This window comes from Streptomyces sp. NPDC054757 (assembly GCF_053612185.1).
This window is the reverse complement of sequence record NZ_JBSHBW010000005.1, coordinates 238689-264300: the sequence shown is the minus strand read 5'-3', so window position 1 is coordinate 264300 and position 25612 is coordinate 238689. Positions and strand designations below refer to the sequence as shown.

At 71.2% G+C, this 25612-nt stretch carries 18 protein-coding genes; 7 read left to right on the top strand and 11 right to left on the bottom strand.

The genetic code is table 11. From position 1 onward, the window contains the following. Positions 1 to 102: 102 nt before the first annotated feature. The 9 genes from ACWGKJ_RS09910 to ACWGKJ_RS09870 all read right to left on the bottom strand — a co-directional run bounded on the left by ACWGKJ_RS09910 (position 103) and on the right by ACWGKJ_RS09870 (position 8625). Positions 103 to 1002 carry an SURF1 family protein gene (locus tag ACWGKJ_RS09910; RefSeq protein ID WP_385020174.1) on the bottom strand — a complete coding sequence of 300 codons (900 nt, stop codon included), beginning with the start codon at positions 1000 to 1002 and terminating at the stop codon, positions 103 to 105. A 97-nt stretch (positions 1003 to 1099) separates the two neighbouring features. Then, positions 1100 to 2887: a S9 family peptidase gene (locus ACWGKJ_RS09905; protein ID WP_385020177.1), complete on the bottom strand. Its 1788-nt coding sequence runs from the start codon at positions 2885 to 2887 to the stop codon at positions 1100 to 1102. A gap of 104 nt (positions 2888 to 2991) precedes the next feature. After that, the gene (locus tag ACWGKJ_RS09900; RefSeq protein WP_385020180.1) at positions 2992 to 3462 is read right to left on the bottom strand and encodes a hypothetical protein; all 471 of its coding nucleotides are present in this window, start codon (positions 3460 to 3462) and stop codon (positions 2992 to 2994) included. 75 nt (positions 3463 to 3537) lie between these two features. After that, positions 3538 to 3762: a DUF397 domain-containing protein gene (locus tag ACWGKJ_RS09895; protein ID WP_385020183.1), complete on the bottom strand. Its 225-nt coding sequence runs from the start codon at positions 3760 to 3762 to the stop codon at positions 3538 to 3540. Between the two features lie 52 nt (positions 3763 to 3814). Then, entirely contained in the window at positions 3815 to 4039 is a 225-nt protein-coding gene (locus ACWGKJ_RS09890) for a hypothetical protein (RefSeq protein ID WP_385020185.1), read from the bottom strand. 306 nt (positions 4040 to 4345) lie between these two features. Then, on the bottom strand, positions 4346 to 5194 hold the full coding sequence (locus ACWGKJ_RS09885) for a helix-turn-helix domain-containing protein (RefSeq protein ID WP_385020188.1): 849 nt from the start codon (positions 5192 to 5194) through the stop codon (positions 4346 to 4348). Between the two features lie 18 nt (positions 5195 to 5212). Beyond that, positions 5213 to 5737 carry a DUF6879 family protein gene (locus ACWGKJ_RS09880; RefSeq protein WP_385020191.1) on the bottom strand — a complete coding sequence of 175 codons (525 nt, stop codon included), beginning with the start codon at positions 5735 to 5737 and terminating at the stop codon, positions 5213 to 5215. Between the two features lie 341 nt (positions 5738 to 6078). Further along, on the bottom strand, positions 6079 to 7377 hold the full coding sequence (locus tag ACWGKJ_RS09875) for an ArsB/NhaD family transporter (protein WP_385020194.1): 1299 nt from the start codon (positions 7375 to 7377) through the stop codon (positions 6079 to 6081). Positions 7378 to 7593: 216 nt separating this feature from the next. After that, on the bottom strand, positions 7594 to 8625 hold the full coding sequence (locus tag ACWGKJ_RS09870; RefSeq protein WP_385020197.1) for a PucR family transcriptional regulator: 1032 nt from the start codon (positions 8623 to 8625) through the stop codon (positions 7594 to 7596). A gap of 403 nt (positions 8626 to 9028) precedes the next feature. Here ACWGKJ_RS09870 and ACWGKJ_RS09865 point away from each other — a divergent pair, with 403 nt between their 5' ends. The 4 genes from ACWGKJ_RS09865 to ACWGKJ_RS09850 all read left to right on the top strand — a co-directional run bounded on the left by ACWGKJ_RS09865 (position 9029) and on the right by ACWGKJ_RS09850 (position 17498). Beyond that, positions 9029 to 9691, top strand: coding sequence for a hypothetical protein (locus tag ACWGKJ_RS09865; protein WP_385020379.1), 663 nt, complete (start codon positions 9029 to 9031; stop codon positions 9689 to 9691). A gap of 96 nt (positions 9692 to 9787) precedes the next feature. Further along, positions 9788 to 11875: a flotillin family protein gene (locus ACWGKJ_RS09860; RefSeq protein ID WP_385020200.1), complete on the top strand. Its 2088-nt coding sequence runs from the start codon at positions 9788 to 9790 to the stop codon at positions 11873 to 11875. A gap of 234 nt (positions 11876 to 12109) precedes the next feature. Further along, positions 12110 to 16996, top strand: a complete 4887-nt coding sequence (locus ACWGKJ_RS09855; protein WP_453315702.1) for a DNA repair ATPase — start codon at positions 12110 to 12112, stop codon at positions 16994 to 16996. A 166-nt stretch (positions 16997 to 17162) separates the two neighbouring features. Then, the gene (locus ACWGKJ_RS09850) at positions 17163 to 17498 is read left to right on the top strand and encodes a chaplin (RefSeq protein WP_385020206.1); all 336 of its coding nucleotides are present in this window, start codon (positions 17163 to 17165) and stop codon (positions 17496 to 17498) included. Positions 17499 to 17623: 125 nt separating this feature from the next. Here the strand turns inward: ACWGKJ_RS09850 and ACWGKJ_RS09845 are convergent, their stop codons facing one another. Next, positions 17624 to 18661, bottom strand: coding sequence for a glycoside hydrolase family 16 protein (locus ACWGKJ_RS09845; RefSeq protein ID WP_385020209.1), 1038 nt, complete (start codon positions 18659 to 18661; stop codon positions 17624 to 17626). A 399-nt stretch (positions 18662 to 19060) separates the two neighbouring features. Between ACWGKJ_RS09845 and ACWGKJ_RS09840 the strand changes: the two genes are divergently transcribed. Further along, entirely contained in the window at positions 19061 to 21193 is a 2133-nt protein-coding gene (locus ACWGKJ_RS09840; RefSeq protein WP_385020212.1) for a glycoside hydrolase family 3 C-terminal domain-containing protein, read from the top strand. A gap of 103 nt (positions 21194 to 21296) precedes the next feature. After that, positions 21297 to 23126: a serine/threonine-protein kinase gene (locus ACWGKJ_RS09835; RefSeq protein WP_385020215.1), complete on the top strand. Its 1830-nt coding sequence runs from the start codon at positions 21297 to 21299 to the stop codon at positions 23124 to 23126. Positions 23127 to 23180: 54 nt separating this feature from the next. Here the strand turns inward: ACWGKJ_RS09835 and ACWGKJ_RS09830 are convergent, their stop codons facing one another. Next, on the bottom strand, positions 23181 to 24002 hold the full coding sequence (locus tag ACWGKJ_RS09830; protein WP_385020219.1) for a GntR family transcriptional regulator: 822 nt from the start codon (positions 24000 to 24002) through the stop codon (positions 23181 to 23183). A gap of 134 nt (positions 24003 to 24136) precedes the next feature. On the opposite strand from ACWGKJ_RS09830, the gene ACWGKJ_RS09825 reads away from it, so the two are divergent. Continuing rightward, on the top strand, positions 24137 to 25561 hold the full coding sequence (locus tag ACWGKJ_RS09825) for an MFS transporter (RefSeq protein ID WP_385020222.1): 1425 nt from the start codon (positions 24137 to 24139) through the stop codon (positions 25559 to 25561). Positions 25562 to 25612 lie beyond the last annotated feature (51 nt).

The window sequence follows — 25612 nt, the reverse complement described above, 5'->3', positions numbered from 1 at the left end:
CCCCGGGGACCCCGGGCGGCCGGAGCGGACCCGGCCCGGTCAGCCGACCGTACCGCTCGGGCAGCTGCCCGAACCGCCTGGTCGGACGCCCGAACGGCCCTGTCAGACGCCCGTACCGCCTGGTCGGACGCCCGAACCGTCGTCCGCTCTCGGACCCACACCTGCGTGCGCGTCCGCCTTGGCGCCGTCCATCACCGCGCCGTCCATCACCGCGCCGTCCATCACCGCGTCGTCCACCACCGTGACCGGTTCCGTGTCGGGCACGATCCCCAGCCTCAGATCCCTGAGCGCCTCGGCCTCACGCCGCGCCAGCCGGAACCACATGAAGACCACGAAGCCCGCGAAGACGAACCACTCGCCGGTATAGCCGAGGTTCTGGAAGGACTTCAGGTCGAGCCCGCTGTTCGGCGGCGCCGCCGCCGGGACGGCCTTGAGGCCCGCCGAGGCGTGCGGCAGCGTGATCCACGCGTCGTACACGGGGTACGGCACGACGTTCACCAGCGATGCCGCGCTGATGATCCCGATCTGGCCGGCCGGCAGCCCGCCCCCGGTGTACGCCCCGTCGGTCCCGCTGTTCTCGGACGCCTGGAGCGATCCGGTGACCTTGACGGCGCCCTTCGGGGGAGCGGGCGGCTTCGCTCCGTGCGGCAGCCAGCCGCGCACCACCGGGAGGGCCTTGCCGCCGTCGGTGCGGAGCAGGGTCAGGACGTACGACCCCTCCCTGCCGTCCACGACCCGGTCGGGCACCAGGAACTGCTCGCCGTACTTCCCGGTCGCGGTGGCCTGCCGCCCGGACGTGTCGAGGTTCACGGGCAGCAGGGAGGAGAGCGGCGCCGACGCCTGGCGGGTCGGGTCGGGCCGGTGCTCGTCTGTCCGGTGGGTGGCCACCCGGTCCTCGAACCTGCTCAGCTGCCAGGAACCCATGAAGACGCAGAACGGGATGGCGAGCAGGGCGAAGACGGTGATCCCCAGCCAGCGGGGTGTCAGCAGGAACCGGTACACATCTCTTACGGTACGGGGCGGGCTCCGGGCCTCGTGCCCCGGACCCCGCCCCGTATGTCCCGCCCCGGGCCCCGCCCCGTACGGCCTGCTGCTTCTTCTACTTCTTCACATGCCGCCGGGCGAAGTCGAGCTCAAGCCTGATCTGCTTGATCCGCTCCTCCACCACCAGCGAGCCGTGGCCCGCGTCGTACCGGTACACCTCGTGGACCGCGCCGCGCCCGGCGAGCCGGTCGACGTAGTTCTCGACCTGCCGGATCGGGCAGCGCGGGTCGTTCACACCCGCCGAGATGTAGACCGGTGCCCGCACCGCGTCCACATAGCTCAGCGGCGACGAGGCGGCGAACCGCTCGGGCACCGTCTCCGGGGTGCCCCCGAGCAGCGTCCGGTCCATCGCCTTCAGCCCCTCCATCTCGTCGTGGTAGGCCGTGACGTAGTCCGCGACCGGCACCGCCGCCAGCCCGGCCGCCCACGCGTCCGGCTGGGTGCCGAGCCCGAGCAGCGTCAGATAGCCGCCCCAGGAGCCGCCCGCGAGCACCAGCCGCGCCGGGTCCGCGATCCCCGACGAGACCGCCCACTCCCGGACCGCCGCGATGTCCTCCAGCTCGATCAGCCCGACCCGGTGCTTGAGCGCGTCGGTCCAGGCCCGCCCGTAGCCCGTCGAGCCGCGGTAGTTGACCCGGACCACCGCGTAGCCGTGGTCGACCCAGGCCGCCGGGCCCGAGGCGAACGCGTCGCTGTCGTGCCAGGTCGGGCCGCCGTGGATCTCGAAGACGGTGGGGAACGGGCCGTCCCCCGCCGGCTGCTGCACCAGCGCGTGGACCCGGCCGCCGGGACCCTCCACCCAGACGTCCCGCACCGGCACGGAATCCGGCGCCTTCATCCCCGGCGGGTCGAGCACGACCGCGCCCGACGTGGAACGTACGACCGGGGGGAGCGCGGCCGACGACCACAGGTACTCGACCGTGCCGTCGGGCCTTGCGGTAGCCCCGGACACCGAACCCGCCGGGGTCTCTACGCGGACCAGCTCCCCGGTGGCCAGTTCGTACCGCCACATCTCGCTGCGTGCCTCGAAGCTGTGCACGATCAGCAGCGCGGAGCCGTCCGGATACCACTCGGCGCTGACATCGCCGGGCAGCTCGACCGCCGGGCTGCTCTCGGTGCCGGCCGCCACGTCCCACACCATCGGCTCCCAGCGGCCCCGCCGCTGGTGGCCGACGAGCAGCCGGGTGTCCCCGGCGACCGGCGCGAAGCCGAGCACCTGGAGCCCCAGCTCCTCGGTGCCGCCCCTGGTGTCGTCCAGCTCGGCGACCGTGGACCCGTCGGGCCGGACCACCCGCAGCGCCGAGTGCATCGCGTCGCCGTGCTCGGTGTGCTCCAGCGCGATCAGCGTCCCGTCGTACGAGAGGTCGCCGACCCCGGCCGACTCCCGGTGCCGGTAGATCTCGACCGGCGCGGCGCCCGGCCGTACGACATGGACCGTCGAGCCGTCCTCGTCGGTAGACCTGCCGACCACCGCCGTACCGTCCCGGCCGATCCCCAGACCGCCCGGGTAGGAGGGTTCGAGGCCGGGGGCGGCGGGTTCATCGGGCCCGCCGTGGAAGGGCTGGCGCATCCAGACACCGAACTCGTCCCCGTCGGTGTCGTCGAACCACCAGATCCAGTCACCGCCGGGCGACAGAGCCCCGTCGGTCGTACCGTTCGGCCGGTCGGTGACCTGCCGCTGCTCGCCGGTCTTCCGGTCCCAGGTGTACAGCTCGTACGTACCGGTCGCGTTCGACACGAACAGGCTGCGGTCGGGGGCGTCCTCCGCCCAGTCGGGCAGCGAGACGCGAGGTGCGCGGAACCGCTTCTCCCAGTCGGGCATGGCTGTTGCGTCAGTCGTCATGCCCCTATTTCAGCAGAGCGGATACGCCACGGGTCCTCCGGCCGGATCCGTATCAACCTGCTACAGCACGGCCGATCAGGGTCCCGATGTGGTCCGGTGAAAAGTCAGGCCTGCCGCGTGGGGCAGGGCAGTTCAGGAGCGGCACGATTGGGGGAGCACGTCACCAGCGCGACCGAGTGGAAGACGGTGCCCTTCAGATAATGGCCGAGGGACACGTCCCCGCCCCACGCCATCCGCGCGACTGCGGCTCTCACCAGGAGAATCAGTCGGGTACCTTCTCGGTCTTGCGGAGAGGCGAACCGGGCAGCGAATTCGGAGAGTTGGAGTTCGAGCCATTCGCCTGCTTCCTTGGGTTCCCTCCAGGTTCCCCGCACCAGGGAGGCAGGCTTCATCAGCCAATGCGCCGTTTGGATAGGAGGCAGACCGATGACAGGAAACTCTGCTACTGCCTCTCGATACCGCTCGATGACCTCCTGAGGGCTGCCCGCAGTCGGAGGCTCGCCAGGAGGGCGACGGGTGCTCTCCTTGTCGAACGCCCTCTTCTCCCCGACCCAGGAGTACCCGTGGTGGTGCACTGCTGCTCCTATCCGAGAGGTGGCGACGGCCCCGCCGACGCGCGGCGGGGCCGTAGGTTCAGGTGGCGCTGCGGCTCAGGCGGAGAGGTCGAAGCGGGCGGGATCGATGCCCGCCGCGTTCAGCTCCGCCGTCGTGAAGCGCAGCGGCTCGGCGTCCGGGCGCTTGCTGTCACGCATGGCCCACGCACCCGGCCCGATCTTCGCGAGGGTCACGCATGCCTCGCCGTCCGGATGCGTGTTGCCACCACAGGCCTTCGAGAACTCGGCTCCTTCGATGGGGAGGCCGTACAGGTCGGTCATCGTTATGCCTTTCCTGGTCTGCTTGGCGGCCGGAAGGGCCGCCTCCCGCCCCTCAATAGGCGGAAGTCTCAGTGACCTTCATGGCCTCATCCATCGGCCCCACCACATCAGCCGGAACCATCCCCACGTGTGCGAACACCTGGCCGTGGTAGACGAGGGCAGGCCGTATCTCACTCCCCCCGGCCTCCGGAATGCCGAGGGTGGCCAGGGCTGCGCGGACGGCTTCAGCGGCATCTCTGGCCAGGGCGCGTCCGTACCGCCAGGTCTGCATGTCCATTCGTCAGTGCCCAGTCCTGTGCATGCGGAGCAGGACGTTGCAGTCAGAAATCAGGGAGTGATCCACGAACTCGCCCTCGGTCGCGGTGTCCCGCAGCGTGTCCAGTCGCAGGCACTCCGGGCAACCGCGTACAGGCTGGGGCGCCGGTTCGGGTTCACACAGCGGCAGTGACAACGGTGCTTCTTGCCACCGTGCGGGTTCTGTTCCGGTCGCCATCGCGCACCCCTTCGCTGTCGCTCGGTGTGGTGATGACGTTACGGAGTGCCGCGTACCGGCTTCCATGTTGTTGCATGCGGTTGCACGGATTCACCCGAGTGTGGCCAGGGCCTTCGTTATGAGTGCGCGTGCCTGAGTTCCACGTGCAGCCACCTGCGACAGGTCGGAGAACGCGCGGAGGTAAGTGCGGATCTCTCCGGGCGTGGTCAGGTTGATCTCTGCGGTCAAGGTCTCGACCGCTACCTGTTGATCGTCGAAGGCGTAGAACGCTTCCAGGGGCCACACGGTCCGGCGGGTCCTGGCGGGGATGACGCCGAGCGACACATTCGGCTGCCCCATGATGGTGAGCAGGTACTCCAACTGCTCGGCCATGGCAGCATCGTCGGTGACCCGGTAGTAGAGAACTGTCTCTTCAAGGAGCAGTGCGAAGCGGTGGTCACCTTCCCTGACGACCCGGGAACGAGCCTGCCTTGCCCGTACGGCGTCAGCCACATCGTCGGGGGTTCCCTGAAAAGCCGTGATGGCCCTCAACAGTCCTGTGGTGTAACCAGCGGTCTGGAGCATCCCCGGCACGAGGTTCGATGCGTAGACACGGAATGACCGGGTCCGTTGATAGAGCGGGACTGTCTTCTCATGGACGTGGCGCATACCGTCGCGGTGGATCTGCTTCCACTCGACGTACATCGACTCTGCGTTTCGTGATGCGGCGATGATGTCGGCTGCCTGTTCCTCGGAGCCGCAGGCCGCACACCACGCGCGGATGTCGGCATCCGACGGCGGGGTCTTGCCCCGGGCGATGCGGGACGACTTCGATTTGTGCCAGCCGCACCTGGCGGCCAGCTCATGCCCCGAGAGCCCGGCGTCCTTCATGAGCCCTTGCAGGCGAGACGCTACGGCGGCCCGTGCTGCTTGGGCGCTGGAGAGCGGAGACGTGGGCATGAGCTGACAGGCCAGGGATCAAACGGTGTACTTGTCGTGCGGGATACCGCGTTCCCACACGGCTTCGAACGCTGAGGCACACAGCCCGGCTACGGCAGGGTCTTCGGTCTGGTCGGTGTGCACCCACCGGCCGTCTCCGTCGAAAATGTTGAACTGGACCAGGCGGCCGTCGAAGATCCAGCAGTCATTGCCCGGGAGGGCAAGGTCTGAGGCGCTGCGTCGGGGAAGCCACCGGATCTGTTCTCCTGCTTCCAGATTCGTGAAGGTGCCGGAGTGCTCGAATGCGATGTACTCACTGACGGGCTCCGAAATCACCCGGGCGCGCCGGATGACGACGCCCTTTGCCGTGACCTCCTGGACGAGGTCGAGCCACGGACGCCACCACGAGGAGCGGTCACCGGGGTCGAGCCGATGGCCCCGCTTCCATGCGGCGAAGCCTTCGATCTCGTTGTCGACGCCGTACCCGTCGCGCATCTCCAGATGGACGGCCGACTCCTTGACCGACCTGATGAGGTCGGCGAAGTCAGACAGATTCTGCGACACCAAGCGCCTCCCTGAGAAGCGGGATCATCCGCTCCGGAACCCTGATCACTGTCTCGTGGTCCGGGAGCGGAACATCCTTCGAGCTTGTGCTCGTGGTCTGCGCGTCTGCTGTCCATCCCTGAATGAGAAGATCTTTCGTCTCCATGTCCACCCACACAGCGGGTGATCCGTGATCTCCGGACTCGGGATCTTTACCGACGAACCGTAAGGCCATGGGGTCTCTCCCTGTCGAGCGCGTCGCGCTTGGTCGCACGACCTTCACTCTGCCGGACAGCACCGGTCAAGGGGACCGGAACCGGACAGATCGAAGAGGGGCCTGTCGACCGGGTGAGCCGCGCCCCTCACCCCAGCGCGAAGTACCGCAGCCAGATGTACCCCGCCGACAGCGCCAGCGTCGCCGCGGTGACCACCAGCCCGTACCGGGTGAACTGCCAGAAGGAGATGGGGGTCCCGTTGCGTTCCGCGATGCCGAGGGCGACGACGTTGGCGCTGGCGCCGATCGCCGTGGCGTTGCCGCCGAGGTCCGCGCCGAGTGTCAGCGCCCACCACATCACGTGGTCGCCTGCGCCGCCCAGGCTGTGGACGAGCCCGGCCGTGACCGGGGCCATTGTCGCGACGTACGGGATGTTGTCGACCACCCCGGACAGCGCTCCGGACGCCCCGAGCAGCAGCATCGAGCCGCTCAGTTCCCGGCCGCCCACCGCGTGCGAGAGCGCGGTGGAGACCTCGCCCACGACACCCGTGCCGATCAGTGCGCCGATCATCACGAAGAGACCGGCGAAGAAGGCCAGCGTGGGCCACTCGACCTCGGTGAGCACCTCGGTGGTACGGACCGAGGAGACGGCGACGAGCACCCCGGCGCCGAGCAGCGCGACGACGCTCGGCGCGTAATGCAGCACCGGGTGCAGTACGAACCCCGCGATGACCAGGGCCAGTACGGCGAGTCCCTGGGCGAGCAGCCGCCGGTCGCGGAGTGTGTCCCGCTCGTCCAGTTCCATCACCCGGGCCGCGCGCTCCGCGTCGTACGGGAACGCCCCGCGGAACAGGAAGCGGCAGAGCGCGATCAGTACGGCCGTCAACAGCACGGCCAGCGGCCCCAGATGGACCAGGAAGTCGTTGAAGGTCAGCCCGGCCCGGCCGGCCACGATGATGTTGGGCGGGTCGCCGACGAGGGTGGCGATACCGCCGATGTTGGACGCGAAGACCTCGGTGATCAGGAACGGCGCGACCGCCAGCCCCAGCCGTTCGCAGACCAGCAGGGTGACGGGGGCGATCAGCAGGACGGTGGTCACGTTGTCGAGGAGCGCGGAGGCCAGCGCGGTCATCACCACCAGCATGGCCAGCACCCGGAACGGTCTGCCCCTGGCGCGCTTCACGGACCAGATCGCCAGATACTCGAAGACGCCGGTCCGCTTCAGCACTCCGACGATCACCATCATGCCGAGCAGCAGGAAGATGACGTTCCAGTCGATGCCGGTGTTCTGCGAGAAGAAGGCCGCCCTGTCATCGGTCGCGCCGAGCGCCAGCATGAGGCCGGCGCCGCCGAGGGCGGCGGCTACCCGGTGGATCTTCTCGCTGATGATCAGGGCGTAGGTGGCGGTGAAGACGGCGACGGCCGCCCAGCTGTGCCAGTCACTCACCGGGGGCCCCGCGGTGGGGCGGGCGGAACGGGCGCGGTGTTCACGTGACGGGGTCTCCCACCGGATGTGCGGGGTCGTTCGGTCGGCGGGCCCGTGATGCGGCGCGGGCCCGGTGAAAGGTACGGGGGAGCGGAGCCCCGGCGGCAGGACGGCGTCCCGCAGAACAGACCGCCCGGACCCTGCCGGGATCCGGCATGGAACGCCCGCGCTGCGCGGTCAGATCTCCTGGTCGGGCCAGTTGAGCAGCCGGGCGCCGATGACCGCGGTCTGCAGGGTGTAGCGGTGCGCCGGGTCGGCCGGATCGGCGCCGGTCAGCTGGTGGATCCGCTCCAGCCGGTAGGTGAGCGCCCGCACGCTCAGCGACATCCGGCGCGCCGCCTCGGCCGCCACGCACCCCGCGTCGAAGTAGTGGCTGAGCGTCGAGACCAGCGGCTGTGCGCCGCCCCGGGCCCGCTGGAGCGGCCCCAGCGCGCTGCGGACCAGATCGACCAGGGCCTCCCGGTCCCGGGTGAGCACCGGGTAGACCAGCAGATCGGCGGCGCGCAGCAGCGGGCCCTCCAGATCCATCCGGGCCGCGAGTTCCAGGGCGTTGAGCGCCTCCTCGTAGCTGTGCACGATCCCGCCGGAGCCCTGATGCGGGCGGCCGACCGCGACCTTCACGCCGTCGTCGGCGTCGGCCGCGTACGCCTGGCGGGCGAAGTACGTCAGGATGTCGTCCTGGTCGCCGGGGGCGATGCAGACCAGGCGGCCGTCCTTGGTGGTCAGCAGGATGCTGCGGTTGCCGAAGCGGCTGAAGAGGGCCAGCTCCACGGTGCGGGTGGCGGCGGCGCCCTCGTCGTACGCGCCGGCGCTCTGGGCGACCGCGACCGCGTGGGTACGGGAGAGCCGCAGTCCGAACCGTTCGGCGCGCTCGGCCAGCCGCCCCAGATCGCTCCCGCCGTACAGCAGATCGTCGATGAACTCCCGGCGTACGGCCTCCTCCTGGCGTACGGCCATGCGCTGGGCCCGCTCGTACCCCTCGGCGAACGCGTCGACGGCCAGCTCGACGGCGGCGAGCACACCGCCCGCCGTGCTGCCGCTCACCGCCGCGGACCCGGTGGGCCAGACCGTACGGGCGGCCGCCAGATGCGCGGCGACCAGGGAGCGCAGCGAGTGGCCGTCCTCCGCCGCCTGTTCACCGAAGGCGCGGCGCGCGTCGAGCTCGGGCCGGGTCGGGCGGCGGCCGGTCGCCAGGACTTCGGTCAGCATGCGGGCGTACCCCTCAAGGTATTTCCCGGGGTGCGTATCGGATATGTCGGGCCCTGTCACTCGTTCTCCTGCTTCTGCTGTCGTCCCGCCGGCGGTGCGGCCGGCTGTCGGGGGGCGGCCGGTCCGGCGGGGTCCGCCCGCCGCGCAGCGGCCAGAGTGACAGACCGCGACGGGTGCCGGGACCAGGGGTGCTGCCCCGGCATCCGGCAGCAGGGAACTTTGCCGGATTACGGCAATGCGGGGGCGGGCGGAGTCCCGTCAGAATGGGCATTGCGGAAACGGGGGAGAGCGGCCCGGTGCCGGAGTACGGAAACGTGCGTCCGGCGCCGGGGCTGTTCTGCACGGGGGATGTTCCGTATGAGGGCTTTTCCTCATGGGGGACACGGAGGGGGAGGGGTGCGCGATGGATGAGTTCATGGGCGCCGCGCTGGGTTTTCCGGCGGTTCTCTTCGGTGCGGCGCTGTTGGTGGTCATCGCCTTCTGGCTGCTCGTACTGGTGGGGGCGGCCGAGCACGACGCCTTCCATCTGCACCTGGACACGGGGGACACGGGCACGGCCGCTGCGGGGGGCAGCGGCGTGCCCGTCACCGTGCCGGTGTCGCTCTTCACCCTCGTCGCCTGGTTCGCGAGTCTCGCGGGCTCGGTGCTGGTGCGCAGGTGGGGGTCCCACCTGCCGAAAGCTGGGGGAGAGCCGCCGGGCGGCTTCCGGACCGTGCTCGACGCCGCTGTGCTCGCCGCCGCGCTGCTGGCCGCGTGGATCGTGACACGTTTCGCCGTCCGCCGGATGCGCGCCCTGCTCCCGGCCGTACCGCCGCCGTCGCGGCTGGACTTCGTCGGGCTGGTCTGCACCGTACGGACCGGTTCGGTGACCGCCGACTTCGGGCAGGCCGAGGTCGCGGCCGACGACGGATCGACCGCGGTCGTGCAGGTCAGGGCCCAGGGCGACGACAGCCTGCTCGGGCTCCGATCCGGTGACACCGCGCTCCTCTACGCCTATGACGAACCGGGTGAGTTCTTCTGGATCGCGCCGTTCGACGCGGCGCTCGATCCCCGCGCCACCGGCTGAGTCCGCGTTCGCGGCCCCTCCTCCCCTCAGTCGCGCACCGCACCGCGGCGGGCCGCACCACAAGCCACCGTTCACGACACCCTTCGAGGAATGTTCATGGATGCCATCTCCCTGGGCATCGGCGTGCTCGTCGCCGTTGTCCTGCTCATAGCCGTCGCACTCGTCCTGGTGCTCAGCAGGCTGTTCCGCAAGGTGGAGCAGGGCCGGGCGCTGATCATCTCCAAGACGAAGAAGGTCGACGTCACCTTCACCGGTGCCGTGGTGCTGCCTGTGCTGCACAGGGCCGAGTACATGGACATCTCGGTGAAGATCATCGAGATCAGGCGGACCGGGCGCGAGGGCCTGATCTGCCAGGACAACATCCGGGCCGACATCCACATCTCGTTCTTCGTACGGGTCAACAAGACCGTCGAGGACGTCGCCAAGGTCGCCCAGGCGATCGGCACCCAGCGGGCCAGCGACAAGGCGGCCATCCAGGAGTTCTTCGCCGCCAAGTTCTCCGAGGCGCTGAAGACCGTGGGCAAGCAGCTGGACTTCGTGGACCTCTACACGAAGCGTGAGGAGTTCCGGGACCGGATCATCCGGGTCATCGGCACCGACCTCAACGGCTACCACCTGGACGACGCGGCCATCGACTTCCTGGAGCAGACGCCGATGGCGCAGCTCGACGGGGCCAACATCCTGGACGCCCAGGGCATCCGCAAGATCACCGAGCTGACGGCGGTCGAGCATGTCCGCACCAACGAGTACCAGCGCACCGAGCAGAAGGAGATCACCCGGCAGAACGTCGACGCCCGGGAGACCATCCTGGAGCTGGAGCGCCGGCAGGCCGAGGCCGAGATCAAGCAGCAGCGCGAGGTCGACACGCTGCGGGCCCGCGAGGAGGCGGTGACGGCCAAGGTCCAGGAGGAGGAACGCCTGGGCGCCCAGACCGCGTTCCTGCGCACCGAGGAGCAGCTCGGGGTGCAGCGCGAGAACCAGGCGCGCGAGATCGCGGTGGCGCAGAAGAACCGCGAGCGGGTCATCGCCGTCGAGAACGAGCGGATCGAGAAGGACCGGCTGCTCGAAGTCATCGGCCGCGAGCGTGAGACGCAGCTGTCGATGATCTCCCGTGACAAGGAGGTCGAGGCCGAGCGCCGCGAGGTGGCCGATGTGATCCGGGAGCGGATCGCGGTGGACCGTACGGTCGCCGAGCAGGAGGAGTCGATCAAGAAGCTGCGGATGGTCGAGGAGGCCGAGCGCACCAGGCAGGCCGTGATCATCGCTGCCGAGGCGGAGGCGCAGGAGAAGCTGGTCAAGGACATCAAGGCGGCCGAGGCCGCCGAGACGGCCGCCACTCACCACGCGGCCGAGCAACTGACCCTGGCAGAAGCCCGGTTGAAGTCCGCCGACCTCGACGCCCGCGCCAAGCTCCGGCTCGCGGAGGCGGTCCAGGCGGAGGCCGCGGCGCCGGGACTCGCCGACGTCCAGGTACGTGACAAGGAGGCCGACGTCATCGAGAAGGCGGGCCGCGCCGAGGCGGAGGCCACCGAGGCCCGGCTCAGGGCCGAGGCGTCGGGCGCCCGGCTGAAGGCGCTGGCCGCGGCGGAGGGCACCAGCGCCCAGGCCACGGCGGAGGCCGCGATGATCGGCGAGAAGCTGAAGGCGGAGGCCGAGGGGCTCACCGAGAAGGCGGCGGCGATGGCCGCGCTGGACGACGCGTCGCGCGGACACGAGGAGTACCGGCTGCGCGTCGCGGCCGAGAAGGAGATCAGGCTGGCCGGGATCGACGTCCAGCGCCAGGTCGCCGAGGCGCAGGCCACGGTCCTCGCGACCGGTCTGGAGAACGCCGACATCAGCATCGTCGGCGGTGAGTCGGTCTTCTTCGACCGTCTGGTGTCGTCGATCTCGCTCGGCAAGGGTGTGGACGGCTTCGTCGAGAACTCGAAGACTGCCCAGGCCCTCGCCAAGCCGTGGCTGGACGGCTCGGCCAGCTTTCCGGAGGACCTGACGAAGATCCTCGGGTCGGTGTCGAGCGGTGACGTACAGAATCTGACGGTGTCGGCGGTGCTGATGAAGCTGATGAACTCGGGGGGTGCGGAGGCCGGACTGGTCCGGCAGCTTCTGGACCAGGCCGAGCGGCTGGGGCTTTCCGAGGTGGCGGTCGGGGCGGTCGGGGCGGTGGACGGGGCGGTGCGGGTCTGAGCGCGGGGCGGGTGCGGGGGCGCCTGCCCCCGGGCTCTTGGCCCTCGCCCCCCCCCAGAACGGGCTTGAGGGGTGGCCTCAAACTCCCCCGGACTCCGTCCGGGGGACTCTCAAGGCCGGGGTTGAAAAGATGTCCTCAATCGCCGGACGTGCTGGGTTGTGACGGCACCCCCTAACCAGCCCCTCCCAACCAGCCCCCTCCCAACCTCGCACCCATTACCCAGAAAGCCGCCGATGACCCAGACCTCCGTAGACGCCGGCACCTACGAGGTGCTCAGGGACCGGCTGGCCGGGCAGGCCGCCGAACTGGCCCGCAGGGCCACCGCCCTCAACGCCCGCCGCACCGAGACCTTCGGCTCCACGGAGCTGGCCCTCACCGGTACGGAACAGCTCCGTACCGACAGCGACCGCGTCCCCCGCGACACGGTCGCCGTCCGCGGCCGTCTGCTCATCGGCTGCGACATCCCGCCCGGCCGGAAGCAGACGTCCGAGCCCGCGGACGTCTTCGCGCTGCACGACACCGCCCTGAACAGGCTTCCCGACACCGATGTGCCCGGCCTGCTCGACGACCCCGCCTTCATCAGGGAGTTCACGGAGCTCCACCGCTACTACCGCGACGCCCGGCTGCTCCAGCTCCGCCACATCGACGGCAGACTGCTCGCCGTCTTCCGTACCGGTGAGACCGCCGACGACATCCGCGTGCTGCGCTGGGCGCTCGCCGCCGACGGCAGCGTCGGGTACCTCGACGCACGCGGCGACCGCGACCACGTACCCCCGCCGCCGGACGACCTCGAATGGACCCCCACCACCCGCCAGGACCATGTGCCGGGCCGCCACCCGCACATCGCCCTGCCGGGCGGCGTGTATGTGACGACGGCCGGCGGTTCGCTCACCGTCAAGGACGAGGACAACACCGAGGCGGCCGAGGGGATCTGGTCCGAGCCGGTCGACGAACCGCTCCAGTCGCTCGCCGACGCCGAGGTGGAGTACGCCCGCGCCGGAGCCCTGCTCCTGCTGCGCGTACGCCCGTACAAGGAGGAGCACCCGCGCCATCTGGTCTTCAACACCGTCACCCGCACCGTGGTACGCCTCGACGGCATCGGGCAGGGCTGCCGCAGCCTCCCCGAGGACCAGGGGATCATCTTCCCCGGCGGATACTGCCTGGCCACCGGCGCGTACAAGACCTTCGCCCTGGACACGGCGGGTCTGGCGTTCGAGCGGCTGATCCGCTCCCCGAACGGTGAGGACGTGCTGTACGTCTTCCACGCCCCCGCGGCCGGCCGCACCCTGCTCCTGCCGTACAACCTGATCCGCAAGGAGACCGGGACCCCGCTCGGCTGCCGGGGGTACGCGCTCTTCGACGACGGCACCCTCATCGTCCTGCGCGGCGACTCCGACGAGCCCGCCCGCGTCCACCCGCTCCAGCGCTGGCGCTCCCCGTACGTCTCGGACACCTGCGCCGACGCGGTCCCGGCGGGCGAAGGGCCCCTCACCCGGATCGGCAACGCCGACCTGGTGCGCGGGATATCCGACTGCCTGTCGCTGGCCCGTACCGTCACCGAGAACACCGAGCCGACCACGGGTGTGTACGAGACGCTGCTCGCCTCCTGCGTACGGGCCGCCGACACCCACCACTGGCTGGGCGACGAGTCCACCGGCGACCTGCTGGAACCGCTGGACGGGCTGCGCACCACGGCCGGGCAGGTGCTCGCCGAGTTCGAGACCGTCCGGACGCTGACCCGGGAGGCCGCCGACGCGCTGGACGCGGCCGCGGCGCGGGTCGCCGCACTGGTGCGCAGGGCCCGCGGTGAGGCGCCCGGTGCGGCCGCCGAGTGGGTCACCCGGCTGACCGAACTGCGCGGCGCCCATGGGCAGGTGCTCACGCTCAAAGAGCAGCGGTACGCCGACACCGACCGCATCGACGCACTCGCGGACGAAGTGGCGGCGGACATCGCCTCGTTCGCCCAGCGCGCCGTCGGACAGCTGCGGGGCGACGACGCCTTCGCCGGGTACCACGAAGAGACCGGACGGCTCACCGCCGAAGCGGAGGCGATCGCCACCGTGGCCGGAGCCGCACCGGTCACCGAACGCCTCGACGAACTGGCCGATGGGCTGCGTACCGTCACCGAGGTCGTCACCGGGCTCGACATCGGCGACGCCACGGTCCGTACCTCGGTCCTGGAACGGATCGCCGAGGTCGTCGGCGGGGTCAACCGCGCCCGCGCCACGCTCGAAGCGCGCCGCCGGGAACTGCTCGGCCACGAGGGGCGCGCCGAATTCGCCGCCGGGCTGGCCCTGCTCGGCCAGTCGGTCACCGCGGCGCTGGCCGCGGCCGGCACCCCGGAGAGCTGCGACGACCAGCTCGCCGGGCTGCTGCTCCGGGTGGAGGACCTGGAGTCCAGGTTCGACGGTTCGGACGAGTTCCTGGCCGAGCTGGGTGCCCGGCGGACCGAGGTGTACGAGGCGTTCTCGGCGCGCAGGCAGACCCTCCAGGACGAGCGCGCCCGCCGCGCCGAGCGGCTCGGCGCCTCGGCCTCCCGGGTCCTGGAGACCCTCGCCCGCCGGGCGGCCTCGCTCGGCTCCGCGGACGCGATCAGTACGTTCTTCGCCTCCGACCCGCTGGTCGCCAAGGTCGGCCGCACCGCCGACGAACTGCGCGGACTCGGCGACCGGGTCGGGGCCGACGAACTGGCGGGCCGGCTCAAGGCGGCCCGCCAGGAGGCGGCCCGAGCGCTGCGCGACCGCACCGATCTGTACGCGGACGGCGGCGGCACCATCCGGCTCGGCCGGCACCGCTTCGCCGTCAACGCGCAGCCCCTGGACCTGACCCTGGTGCCGTACGGCGGCCCCGGCAGCGGCGGTGACAGTGACAGCGGCGGCGCCGGTCTTGCCTTCGCCCTCACCGGTACCGACTACCGCTCCCCGGTCACCGATCCGGCGTTCGCCGCCTGCCGCCCGTACTGGGGCCGCACCCTGCCGTCCGAGTCACCCGCGCTCTACCGGGCCGAGTATCTGGCCGCCCGGCTGCTCGCCGAGCAGGGGCCCGACGCACTCGCCGCCGCCGAACTCCCCTCACTGGTACGGCAGTCGGCCGAGGCCGCGTACGACGAGGGGTACGAACGCGGAGTCCACGACCACGACGCCGCACTGATACTCGGCGCGCTGCTGCGGCTGCACACCGGGGCCGGACTGCTCCGCTTCCCGCCGCGGGCCCGCGCCGCGGCCCAGCTGTTCTGGGCGCACTCCACGACGGAACCGGCACGGCTGGCCTGGACCCGCAGGGCCGTGTCGATGGCTCGCGCCCGCGAGACCTTCGGACTCGCCCCGGCCATCACGGAGTGGCAGGCCGAACTGGCTGGCGTGATCGGAGGACCGGAGGCGCCGCAGGCCGCCGAGTACCTCTTCGAGGAGCTGACCGGCGGCCCCGAGGGCTTCGTCACCCACACGGCGACCCGCACCCTGCTCGACGATTTCCGCCGGGCCGTGGGGACTTCCGCCTACGACGACGACCTCAAAGGGATCGGCGACGACGACCTGACGGCCCGCCGCCAGCTCGTGGAGAACTGGCTCGGCGCGTACGCGAACTCCGGCGGCCAAGGCACCCGCCCCGGAGGCCCGGTGCCGACGGGGGCCCTGGCCGAGGCGGTCGCCGTCGAGCTCTGCCCGGAGCTGCCGCGCTACGAGTCGGCCGCGCCGCTGGCCGCGAGGGTGGAGGGGCTGCTCGGCACCCATCCGCGCATCGAGGGCCGCGGACTGACCGTCCGTATCGACGAACTCATTCCGGCGGCAGCCGAGTTCCACCGCACCGAGGTCCCCGGATTCCGCGCCTACCAGCGGCAGCGCACCGCCCTGGTCGCGGCCGAGCGCGCACGGCTGAGGCTGGACGACCACCGCCCCCGCGTCATGCCGTCGTTCGTACGCAACCGGCTCATCGACGAGGTCTACCTCCCGCTGATCGGCGACAACCTGGCCAGACAGATCGGCACCGCGGGCGACACGAAACGCACCGACAGCAACGGTCTGCTGCTGCTGGTGTCGCCGCCCGGCTACGGCAAGACCACGCTCGTGGAGTACGTGGCCGACCGGCTCGGGCTGGCCCTGGTCAGGATCGACGGCCCGGCGCTCGGCCACCGGGTCACCTCCCTGGACCCGGCGCAGGCGCCGGACGCCACCGCGCGCCAGGAGGTCGAGAAGATCAACTTCGCGCTGGCCGCGGGCAACAACACCCTGCTGTACCTGGACGACATCCAGCACACCTCACCCGAACTGCTCCAGAGGTTCATCCCGCTCTGCGACGCCCAGCGCAGGATCGACGGCGTCAGGGACGGCGCCGCACGCAGCTACGACCTGCGGGGCAAACGCTTCGCGGTCTGTATGGCGGGCAACCCGTACACCGAGTCGGGGCAGCGCTTCCGGATCCCCGACATGCTGGCCAACCGGGCCGACGTCTGGAACCTCGGCGATGTGCTCACCGGCAAGGAGGACGTCTTCGCGCTGAGCTTCGTGGAGAACGCGCTCACCGCGAACCCGGTGCTGGCCCCGCTCGCGGCCTGGCACCGCGACGACCTGGGCCTGCTCGTACGGCTGGCGTCCGACGATCCGACCGCACGCCGCGACCGGCTCCAGCACCCGTGCCCGGCGGGGGAACTGGACCGTGTCGTGGCGGTCCTGCGCCATCTGCTGACGGCCCGCGCCACGGTGCTCGCGGTCAACGCCGCCTATATCGCGTCGGCCGCCCAGTCGGACGCGGCCCGCACCGAGCCGCCGTTCCGGCTCCAGGGCTCGTACCGCAACATGAACAAGATCGCGGCACGGATCGACCCGGTGATGAACGGCGCCGAGCTGGCCGCTGTGATCGACGACCACTACCGGGGCGAGGCCCAGACCCTGACCAGCGGCGCCGAGTCCAACCTGCTGAAACTGGCCGAGCTGCGCCAGACCCTGACGCCGGAACAGGCGGCACGCTGGGCGGAGATCAAGGCGGCCGATGTCCGCGCCAGGACCCTGGGCGGCGGACCGGAAACCGATCCGCTGCCGCGCGCGGTGGCGGCGCTGGGGCTGCTGGCCGACCGGATCGCGGCGGTGGAGTCGGCGATCAGCCGGGCGGCCGACACCCGGTAGCGGAGTTTTCGCAGCCCAACCCGCGTACGTCAGTTCAGTGCCGCGTCTCTTCGGGTGAAGTCGCGATGCGGGACCCATCCCAGCGGGCAGGCATTGCGAAGGACCACACAAGAGGGCCCGCGCAATCCGGCCCTGGAGTGCTCCTACGGAAGGGTTTGTGTCCATCATGTCTCGAATCGTGCGGATGACCGTGCTGTCTGCCATCGCCGCCGCCACCGTGCTGGGGGGTGCGTCGGTCGCCTCCGCGGACAGCGGTGCGGAGGGCGCGGCCATCGGCTCGCCCGGTGTGCTCTCCGGCAACGTCGTCCAGGTCCCGGTCGACCTCGGTCTCAACGTCTGCGGCAACAGCGTCGACGTCATCGGCCTGCTCAACCCGGCCTTCGGCAACACCTGCGTGAACGGCGGGCACGGCCGCGACCACGGCCGTGACCACGGTCGCGAGCACGGCCACGGTGGCTGGAACCACGGCTGGGACCACGGTCGCAACCACGACTGGAACTGACCGCGGTCATTCGCGGCAGGCAGTGAACACCGCCCCCCGGAGGAAGACGCCGAATCGGCCCTCCGGGGGGCGGTGCTGTCTGCCACCAGTTGCGGGCTACCGGCTACCGGCTACCGGCTACCGGCTCATGACGTGCTCACCTCGGCCGAGAACCAGTCCACGCTCATCCCCGCACCGGAGCTGATGTCGGCCCCCGGGGAGGTGCAGCCGCAGACCTTGTCCGGATACGAGCCGCCGATCGCCACGTCGAAGATGGCGAAGAAGCCGTGGTCGACCGCGGCCTTCCAGGTCGCGTCGGACACCTCGTTCTGGTTGACCACGAAGGTCTGGACGCCGTCGAGAGAGAAGCGCAGCTGCTCGGCCGACGCGTTCGTACGGTCCACGACCACCGAGTACGTGTGGTAGCCGGACTGGCAGCCCGTGCAGGTCTGCAGACCGCTGCTGATCCCGTCCGGGTCGTGGCACTCGCCCGCCCACTGGCCGCAGTGGAAGGTCGTGGAGTGCTGGCTGAGCGCGTTGACGTCCTCCATGATGTCCAGCTCGCCGATACCGGGCCAGTTGGTGGCACCGGCAGGACGTGCGTCCGCGCCCATCGCCCAGAAGGCCGGCCAGTAGCCGAGTCCGCTCGCCGGGTCGGGCTGCTTCAGGGAGGCGCTGAGCTGGAGCTGGCCGCCGGCCGGTGCGGCGAAGTCGGTGCGCTGGGTCTCCACCCGGCCGGACGTCCAGTGCCCGGACGCGTCCCGTAGCGGCTTGATCACCAGATGGCCCGAGCCGTCCTGGTAGACGTTGTCGGTCGAGTCCGTCGATGTCTCGATCTCGCCGGTGCCCCAGTTCGCGGCGCCGCCCGGGTAGCCGGTGCCCTTGTCGTAGAGCCAGTCGGACGTGTTGAGGCCCGTTCCGGCCGCGCCGTCGAAGTCGTCCCTGAACACCGTGGTCCAGTCGGCGGCGGCCGTACGGGACCCGGCGGCCGGTTCGCTCGCCGCCGCGGTACCGGTGAGCCCGGCGGGGCCCGCCAGGCCGGTGAGTCCGGCCAGCGGCAGGGCGAGCGCGGCGAGCACGGTCAGCAAGCGGCGCCGGGGGCGGTGTGCGGGGCGGCGACCGGGGTGGCGCTCGGGGCCGCGGGAGGTGCCGGGGGACGAGCCGGGGAAGGCGATCCTGTTCATCTGGGCTGCTTCCGTGGGGGGCGTGGGGGTGGGAGCGCACTGCGGGGGAGCGGCGTGGGGGCGCGCGGGTGAGGCTGCCTGAGAGCGCTCTCAGCCGCCTTCCGAACGACTGTCGGGCACGGTGGCCGACCCGTCAAGGGGCGTGCCGCGTTCATCCCCTGAAGCCAACGGGGTGAGATATCCGGCCAGTTGCCGTACGGCGTTCCGCTGTCGATGCCGGGTGGGCGGCCGGGGCGCCGGATCGGGTGAAGCGCGTACAGACCATTGACGGACCGGACGAACTCTGAGGCCATGTACATGTCACTTCGTTCTGTCACCCGTGCGCGGGTGCACCCGTACGTCCGTGCACTCGTTCACCCATGGCATACGTGCATCCATGACAGCGACTCGGGAGGGCTCATGAACGTCAACCGGAGATCGGTACTGAAACTGGCCGGAGCGGGCGCGGTGGCCGCCGGTGCCGGCACGGTGGCATCGGCCACCGGCGCCGCAGCGGCCACCGGGGGCGGCGTCGCCGCCGGAGCGGTGCGTACGGAGCCGAGACCGCGCCCCGGATCGGCCGCGGCCGCCGCCAGGGCCGCCGCACTCGTCGCGAAGATGACCCTGGACGAGAAGATCGCCCTGCTGCACGGGCAGGGCTGGTCCCCCAAGGGCGTGGGGTACGCGGGCCGGGTCCTCGCCAACACCCGCCTCGACATCCCGGCCCTGTATCTCGGCGACGGCCCCAACGGGGTGGGCAACGGCTCGAAAGGGGTGACCCAGTGGCCCGACTGCAAGACCCTGGCAGCGACCTGGGACCCGGAGACGGCGCGGGCCTACGGTGACGCCTACGCCGCCGAGCAGGCGGCCAAGGGGCACAACATCGCCCTGGCGCCCTGTATCAACATCCTGCGCGTCCCCTACTGGGGGCGGTCGTTCGAGACCTTCACCGAGGACCCGTACCTCAACGCGGAGCTGGCGGCCCGGGTCGTCGAGGGCATCCAGACCCACCCGGTGATGGCCACCGTGAAGCACTTCGCGGCCAACAACCAGGAGACCCTGCGCGGCTCGATCGACGTGGTGGTCTCGCAGCGCGCCCTGCACGAGATCTACTACCCGGGGTTCCGCGCCGCCGTCCAGCGCGGCGGCGCCGGAGCCGTGATGACCTCGTACAACAAGGTCAACGGCGCCTGGTCGCACGAGAACCGCACCGCCGTCCAGGACACCCTGCGCGACTCCTGGGGCTTCGACGGACTGGTGATGTCGGACTGGGGCGGCACCCACAGCACCGTGCTCACCGCCCGCGCGGGCTCCGACATGGAGATGCCCGGCTCCACCTACCTCGGCGACAAGCTGAAGGACGCGGTCACGGCGGGCACGGTGAGCACCGCCACCGTGGACACGATGGCCGTCCATGCGCTCACCGCCATGTACCGGACCGGGCTCTTCGACCACCGGCTGCCGGACCCGGCGACCGTGCTCACCGAGGTCGTCAGCAGCGAGGCGCATCTCGGGCTCGCGCGCAGTATCAGCATCCAGGGCAGTGTGCTGCTGAAGAACGAACGGGTGCTGCCGTTCGCCCGCCCCGCGTCCGTCGCGGTCATCGGCGCCGCGGCCGACGCCGGGGCCCGTACGCACGGCGGGGGTTCGGGTTCCGTCACCGCCAACGGCGCTGTCGTCACCCCGCTCGCCGGCATCAGGGCGCGGGCCGGGGACATCCCGGTGACGTACACCGAGGGCCCCGCGGGGGCGGCCGAAGCGGCGCGTGCGGCGGATGTGGCTGTCGTCGTCGCGGGCGACTACACCAGCGAGGGCTCGGACCGCACCACGCTCGCCCTGCCGGACGGCCAGGACGAGCTGATCGCGGCGGTCGTCGCGGCCAACCCCCGTACGGTCGTCGTCCTGAACACATCGGGCGCGGTCCTCATGCCCTGGCTCGACGGCGCCGGAGCCGTCCTCGCCAACTGGTACGGCGGACAGGAACAGGGCAGTGCCCTGGCCGCGATGCTCTTCGGCGACGCCGAGCCGGGCGGCCGGCTGCCCGAGACCTTCCCGGCATCCGAGCAGCAGGGCCCGGCGAAGACGACCGCGCAGTACCCGGGCGACGGGACGCAGGTCTACTACGACGAGGGGCTCGCGGTGGGCTACCGCTGGTATCAGAGCTCCGGCGAGCAGCCGCTGTTCCCCTTCGGCCACGGCCTCTCGTACACCACGTTCCGGCTGTCGGACCTGCGCCTCGGCCGGTACGGGGACGGCTACCGCGCCACGGTCCGGATCCGCAACACCGGTCACCGCACCGGCAGCGAGGTGGTCCAGCTGTATCTGACGGCGCCCGCGGCGGCCGGTGAACCGGCCCGGCAGCTCAAGGCGTTCCAGAAGGTCACCCTGGAGCCGGGCGAGCGCAGGACGGTCCATCTCGACCTGGACCGTGAGGCGTTCGCGGTGTGGCTGACGGCCGGGACCGGGTGGACGGTGGTGCCGGGGACCTACACGGTGTCGGTCGGCCGGTCGTCGGCGGACCTGCCGCTGGAGAGGAAGGTCCGGGTCGGCTGAGGCCCCCTCCGGCGCGCACGCCCTTGCCCATACTCTGGTGCCCGCCGGACCCTGCTGGGGCCCGGCGGACAGCAGAACGGCGAGCGACGGAACGGGGCGTGCGGTGACGACGGGGGACGTGAACGGCGGGGAGCTGGTCGGCAGGGTGCTCGGGGGGCGGTACCGGGTCACCGCGCCGATCGGGCGCGGTGGCATGGGGGTGGTCGCACGGGCGGTGGACCAGCTGCTCAGCCGGGAGGTCGCGGTCAAGATCCTGCGCGCCTACACCGACGCGTCCGGGGCCGAACTGGCCGATCTGCGGGCCCGGATGCACCGGGAGGCGCAGGCCGCGGCCCGCATCCGGCACCCCGGAGTGGTCACCGTGCACGACGTGACCGAGGAGCAGGGGCTGCCGGTCATCGTGATGGAGCTGGTCGACGGGCCCTCGCTGGACGACGTACTGACGGAGCGCGGCACCCTCGCACCGCGGGAGGCCGCGGAGATCGGTGCCCGTCTGACGGACGCGCTCGACGCGGCCCACCGGGTGGGCGTCCTGCACCGGGACGTCAAGCCGGGCAATGTCCTCCTGGAGCGCGGCGGCCGGGTGGTGCTCACCGACTTCGGCATCGCCAGCATGGAGACGGCGGGCGACGGCGCCCTGGACAAGCTGACGCGCAGCGGCGAACTGGTCGGCTCCCTCGACTATCTGCCGCCGGAGCGCGCCCAGGGCATGGACCCCGGCCCGGCGTCGGACATCTGGGCGCTGGGGATGACGCTGTACGCGGCGGTGGAGGGCGCGGCGCCGTTCCGCCGTACGTCGGCGTGGTCGACGCTGGCCGCGATCGTCACGGAACCGCTGCCGGAACCGCGGCGGGCCGGGCCGCTCGCCCCGGTGCTCCGGGCGCTGATGGCGAAGGAACCGGCGGACCGGCCCACGGCGGACCAGGCCCGCCGGATACTGGAGTCGGTCGCGGCGGGCCAACCACATCCGGCCCCGCCGCCCGTGGGTTCCGGTCCGGCGCCCGGCGGTGACACTCCGGCGCCGTACCAGCAGCAGTACGAGCAGCAGGAGCAGCAGCACGCCCGGCAGCAGGACTCGTACGCACATGACCAGCCTCCGTACGGGAACGCGCAAGCGCCGTACGGGAGTTACGGTCCGGCGTCCGGTCCGGCCCCCGGCTCGGCGTCCGGCCCGCCCGACCAGCCGTTCCCACACCCGTTCCCGCAGCCGGGCCCCCGTACGGCCGAGGCGTCCCGGACCGGCGGCCACCGCACCGCGGCCGTACGCACCCGGCGCCGTGGCCGTACCGTCGCCGCCGCGGTGGCCGCCGTGGTGATCGCCGGAGGCGGTGCCACGTACGCCGTCATGACGCACCAGGGCGGCAGCGGCGGGGAGACGCGGGCGGCGGGCTCGGCGGCGCCCGGCTCGGCCGGCAGCCTGCCCAGCGCGGACGGGATGGCCAACGGCACGACGATGCCCGGCGCTTCGGCCTCCGCGCGCTCCCACGGGAAGCGGAAGCCGTCACAGACCCCCGTACGGCGGACCGGCCGGTCACCGGGGGCCGGCGGCGCGGAAAGCTCCCCTGCGGGACCCACCGCGAAGCCCGGCGGCGCGGGCGGCGGGGGAAGCGCCGGAACACCGCCGGGCACCCCGGCGCCTCCCGCCACGAAACCGTCCTCGGTGTCGAAGAGCTGCGGCGGCTGGAACCACCAGGACCCGAACCCCGGCTCGTACGCCGCCATGGCGGGCAGCTACCACCTGGAGACCGGGCCGTACCAGTCGTGCCCGGCCGTGGCGCTGGCCAAGTCGGGTGTGAAGGTCTGGTTCCACTGCTACGTCACCAACGCGTACGGCAACCGGTGGACCTACGTCCGGATCGCCGGTACGAACACATCGGGCTGGATGTCCAACGACAACTTCACCCGGCAGAGCGGCCCTTCGACGCGCTGCTGACCCGGACACCCGGACACCCGGGAGCCCGGACATCCGGACCGCCGTCCGCCCGTCTCAGGGCCGCGCGGGCGCTGCTCCCGGCTGAGCGGGCTGGAGGATGGAGAGCGGGGCGCTGGTGGGCGGGACGAGGTACTTGGCCAGATAGGCGGGCCTGCCGCCGAGCTGCGCGGTCTGCGTGATGATGAGCAGCGGATCGCCGGGACGCAGCCCGAGGAGCTTGCCGCGGGTGGCTCCGGCGACGCCGGCGGTGATCGTGCACTCGCCGGGGCCGAAGACCGGGCCGAGCATGCCGATCATGGCGCCGAGCAGGGTGCGCGGACTGTCGTGCAGCTCCTGCACCCGGTCGGCCACCACGGGGGACAGCGCGCGCAGCTCGGAACCGCACGCGATGTGCTCCTGGACGAGGGCCAGTTGCTCCCCCTCCCGGGACAGCCGGGTCTCGCAGAACCAGGCGTTACTGCCCTCTTCGAGACCAAGTCCCTGTAGTACGAAGTCGGTTGTGCGCTGGAGGTTCATCTCCAGACGCTCGGCGCGCACGGGCCGGCCGGGCGTGGCCAGCGTGTCCTCGAAGGGCTGCAGCTGTTCGAGGCCCTGGCGCGGAAGGGTCTGGCTGACGAACCGTCCGACCCCGCGACGGGTGCGGATGAGGCCGTCCTCCTCCAGGAGCATGAGCGCCTCGCGGACCACCGTACGGCTCACTCCCAGCCGGGCACCGAGGTCGGCCTCCTTGGGCAGGGCGGAGCCCAGCGGGAAGACCTGGTCCCGGATGCCGTGGGCGAGGCGTGAGTAGACCGCCACCCGTAGCGGCTGGCCGACGGAGACGGTCATGGGTTCGGCCAGAAACCCGTCAACGCTGGGGACGGTGGGGACAGCCACGGCACACCTCGCTCGCTACTGGTGGTCCGGTCCATCTAACCAGAGGACCATCGGGGCTAGACGCATGTCGGACCGAGAGGTATAACATCTCACATCAGCCAAGAGTGTGACTCACTGTAACGATGAGGTTCCTTGTGAACACAGGCAGTCCGGGCAGCAGCTCAGGAATCAGAGACCCAAAGCCGCTGGAACAGGGCGAAACGACGCTTCTGCACGGCAAGAAGGCTGCTGTCCTGGTGGCGACGCTGTTGCTGAGCGTCATCGCCTTCCAGCTGAACGCCAGCATGATCACCCCCGCGCTCCCCGAAATGGCGCGCCGCCTCCATGGCAGCGTGGACGGGATAGCCCAGGTCTCCTCGCTGTTCTTCCTGGCCGGAGCGATCACGGGCGTCGTCCTGAGCCGCGTCAGCGACTTCTGGGGGCGCCGCCGGGTCCTCATCGCGGTGCTGACCGTGACCGCCGTCGGCACAGTCCTCTGCCTGGCCGCCCCGAACCTCCCGGTCCTGCTCACCGGCCGCGTACTGCAGGGCGCCTCCAGCGCCGCCTTCCAGATCTCGTACGTCGTCCTCAACGAACGCCTCAGCAAGAAGCTCTTCGCCACCGCGCTCGGCGTGATCACCGCGATCAACGGCGGGGTCGGCGGAGTGGACGGCCTGCTGGGCGGCCGGCTCTCGGACGCCTACGGCTACCGGTCGATCTTCGCCGTCATCCTGGTGATCGGCGTCGCCGCCACGGTCTGTGTGGCGTTCGTCCTGCCCGGGGACGGGGAGCCGGAGCGGGGCCGGATGGACTGGTGGGGCGCCGCCACCCTGTCGGTCGCGCTGTACTGCGTCACGTACCTCGTCTCGCACGGCTTCGCCGACGGCTGGCACAGCGCGAGCACCCTCGGCTATCTCGCGGGCACCCTTGTCTCGGCCATCGCCTTCGGCATGGTGGAGCGCCGCAAGGCGGTCCCGCTGATCGCCCTGAAGCACCTCAAGTCCCGGCAGGTCTGGCCGGTCATCGCGACGACCGTGATCTCGCTGTCCGGGATCTTCGCGGTCATCAACTTCACGGTGGTCGTGATCAGTCAGAACCCGAAGACCGGCTTCGGTATGACGGCCACCGAGTCGTCACTCCTCTATCTGACGCCCGCCGCGCTGATCGGCCTGGCAGCCGCCCCGATGGCCGGCTGGCTCGCCGACCGCCGGGGCTGGCTCCTCACCCTCCGGTCCGGGCTCGTCCTGAGCATCGCGGCCCTGTGTGTCATCGCCGTCTATCCGCTGGAGAAGTGGACCGTCTTCGCGGCGGTCGCCTTCCTCGGCATCACGTACAACGGTCTCGTCCTGACCACCGTGAACGGCCTGGGCGTCCTGAACTCGCCCAAGGAGGCGCCCGCCGCGCTGCCCGGACTCAACAGCGCCGCCTTCGGGATCGGCGCGAGCACCGGCATCGGCATCGTCGCCCCGTACGCGGCCCGCGCCACCCACACCGGCTACAGCACCGCCCTGTGGATATCCGTGGGGATCAGCGTCCTGGCTCTGGTGGCCAGCCTCTTCATCACCCGCCGTACGGACTGACGGCCCGCACCGCGCCCTACGTACAGCCCGCACCGAATCCGCGCCGAACGC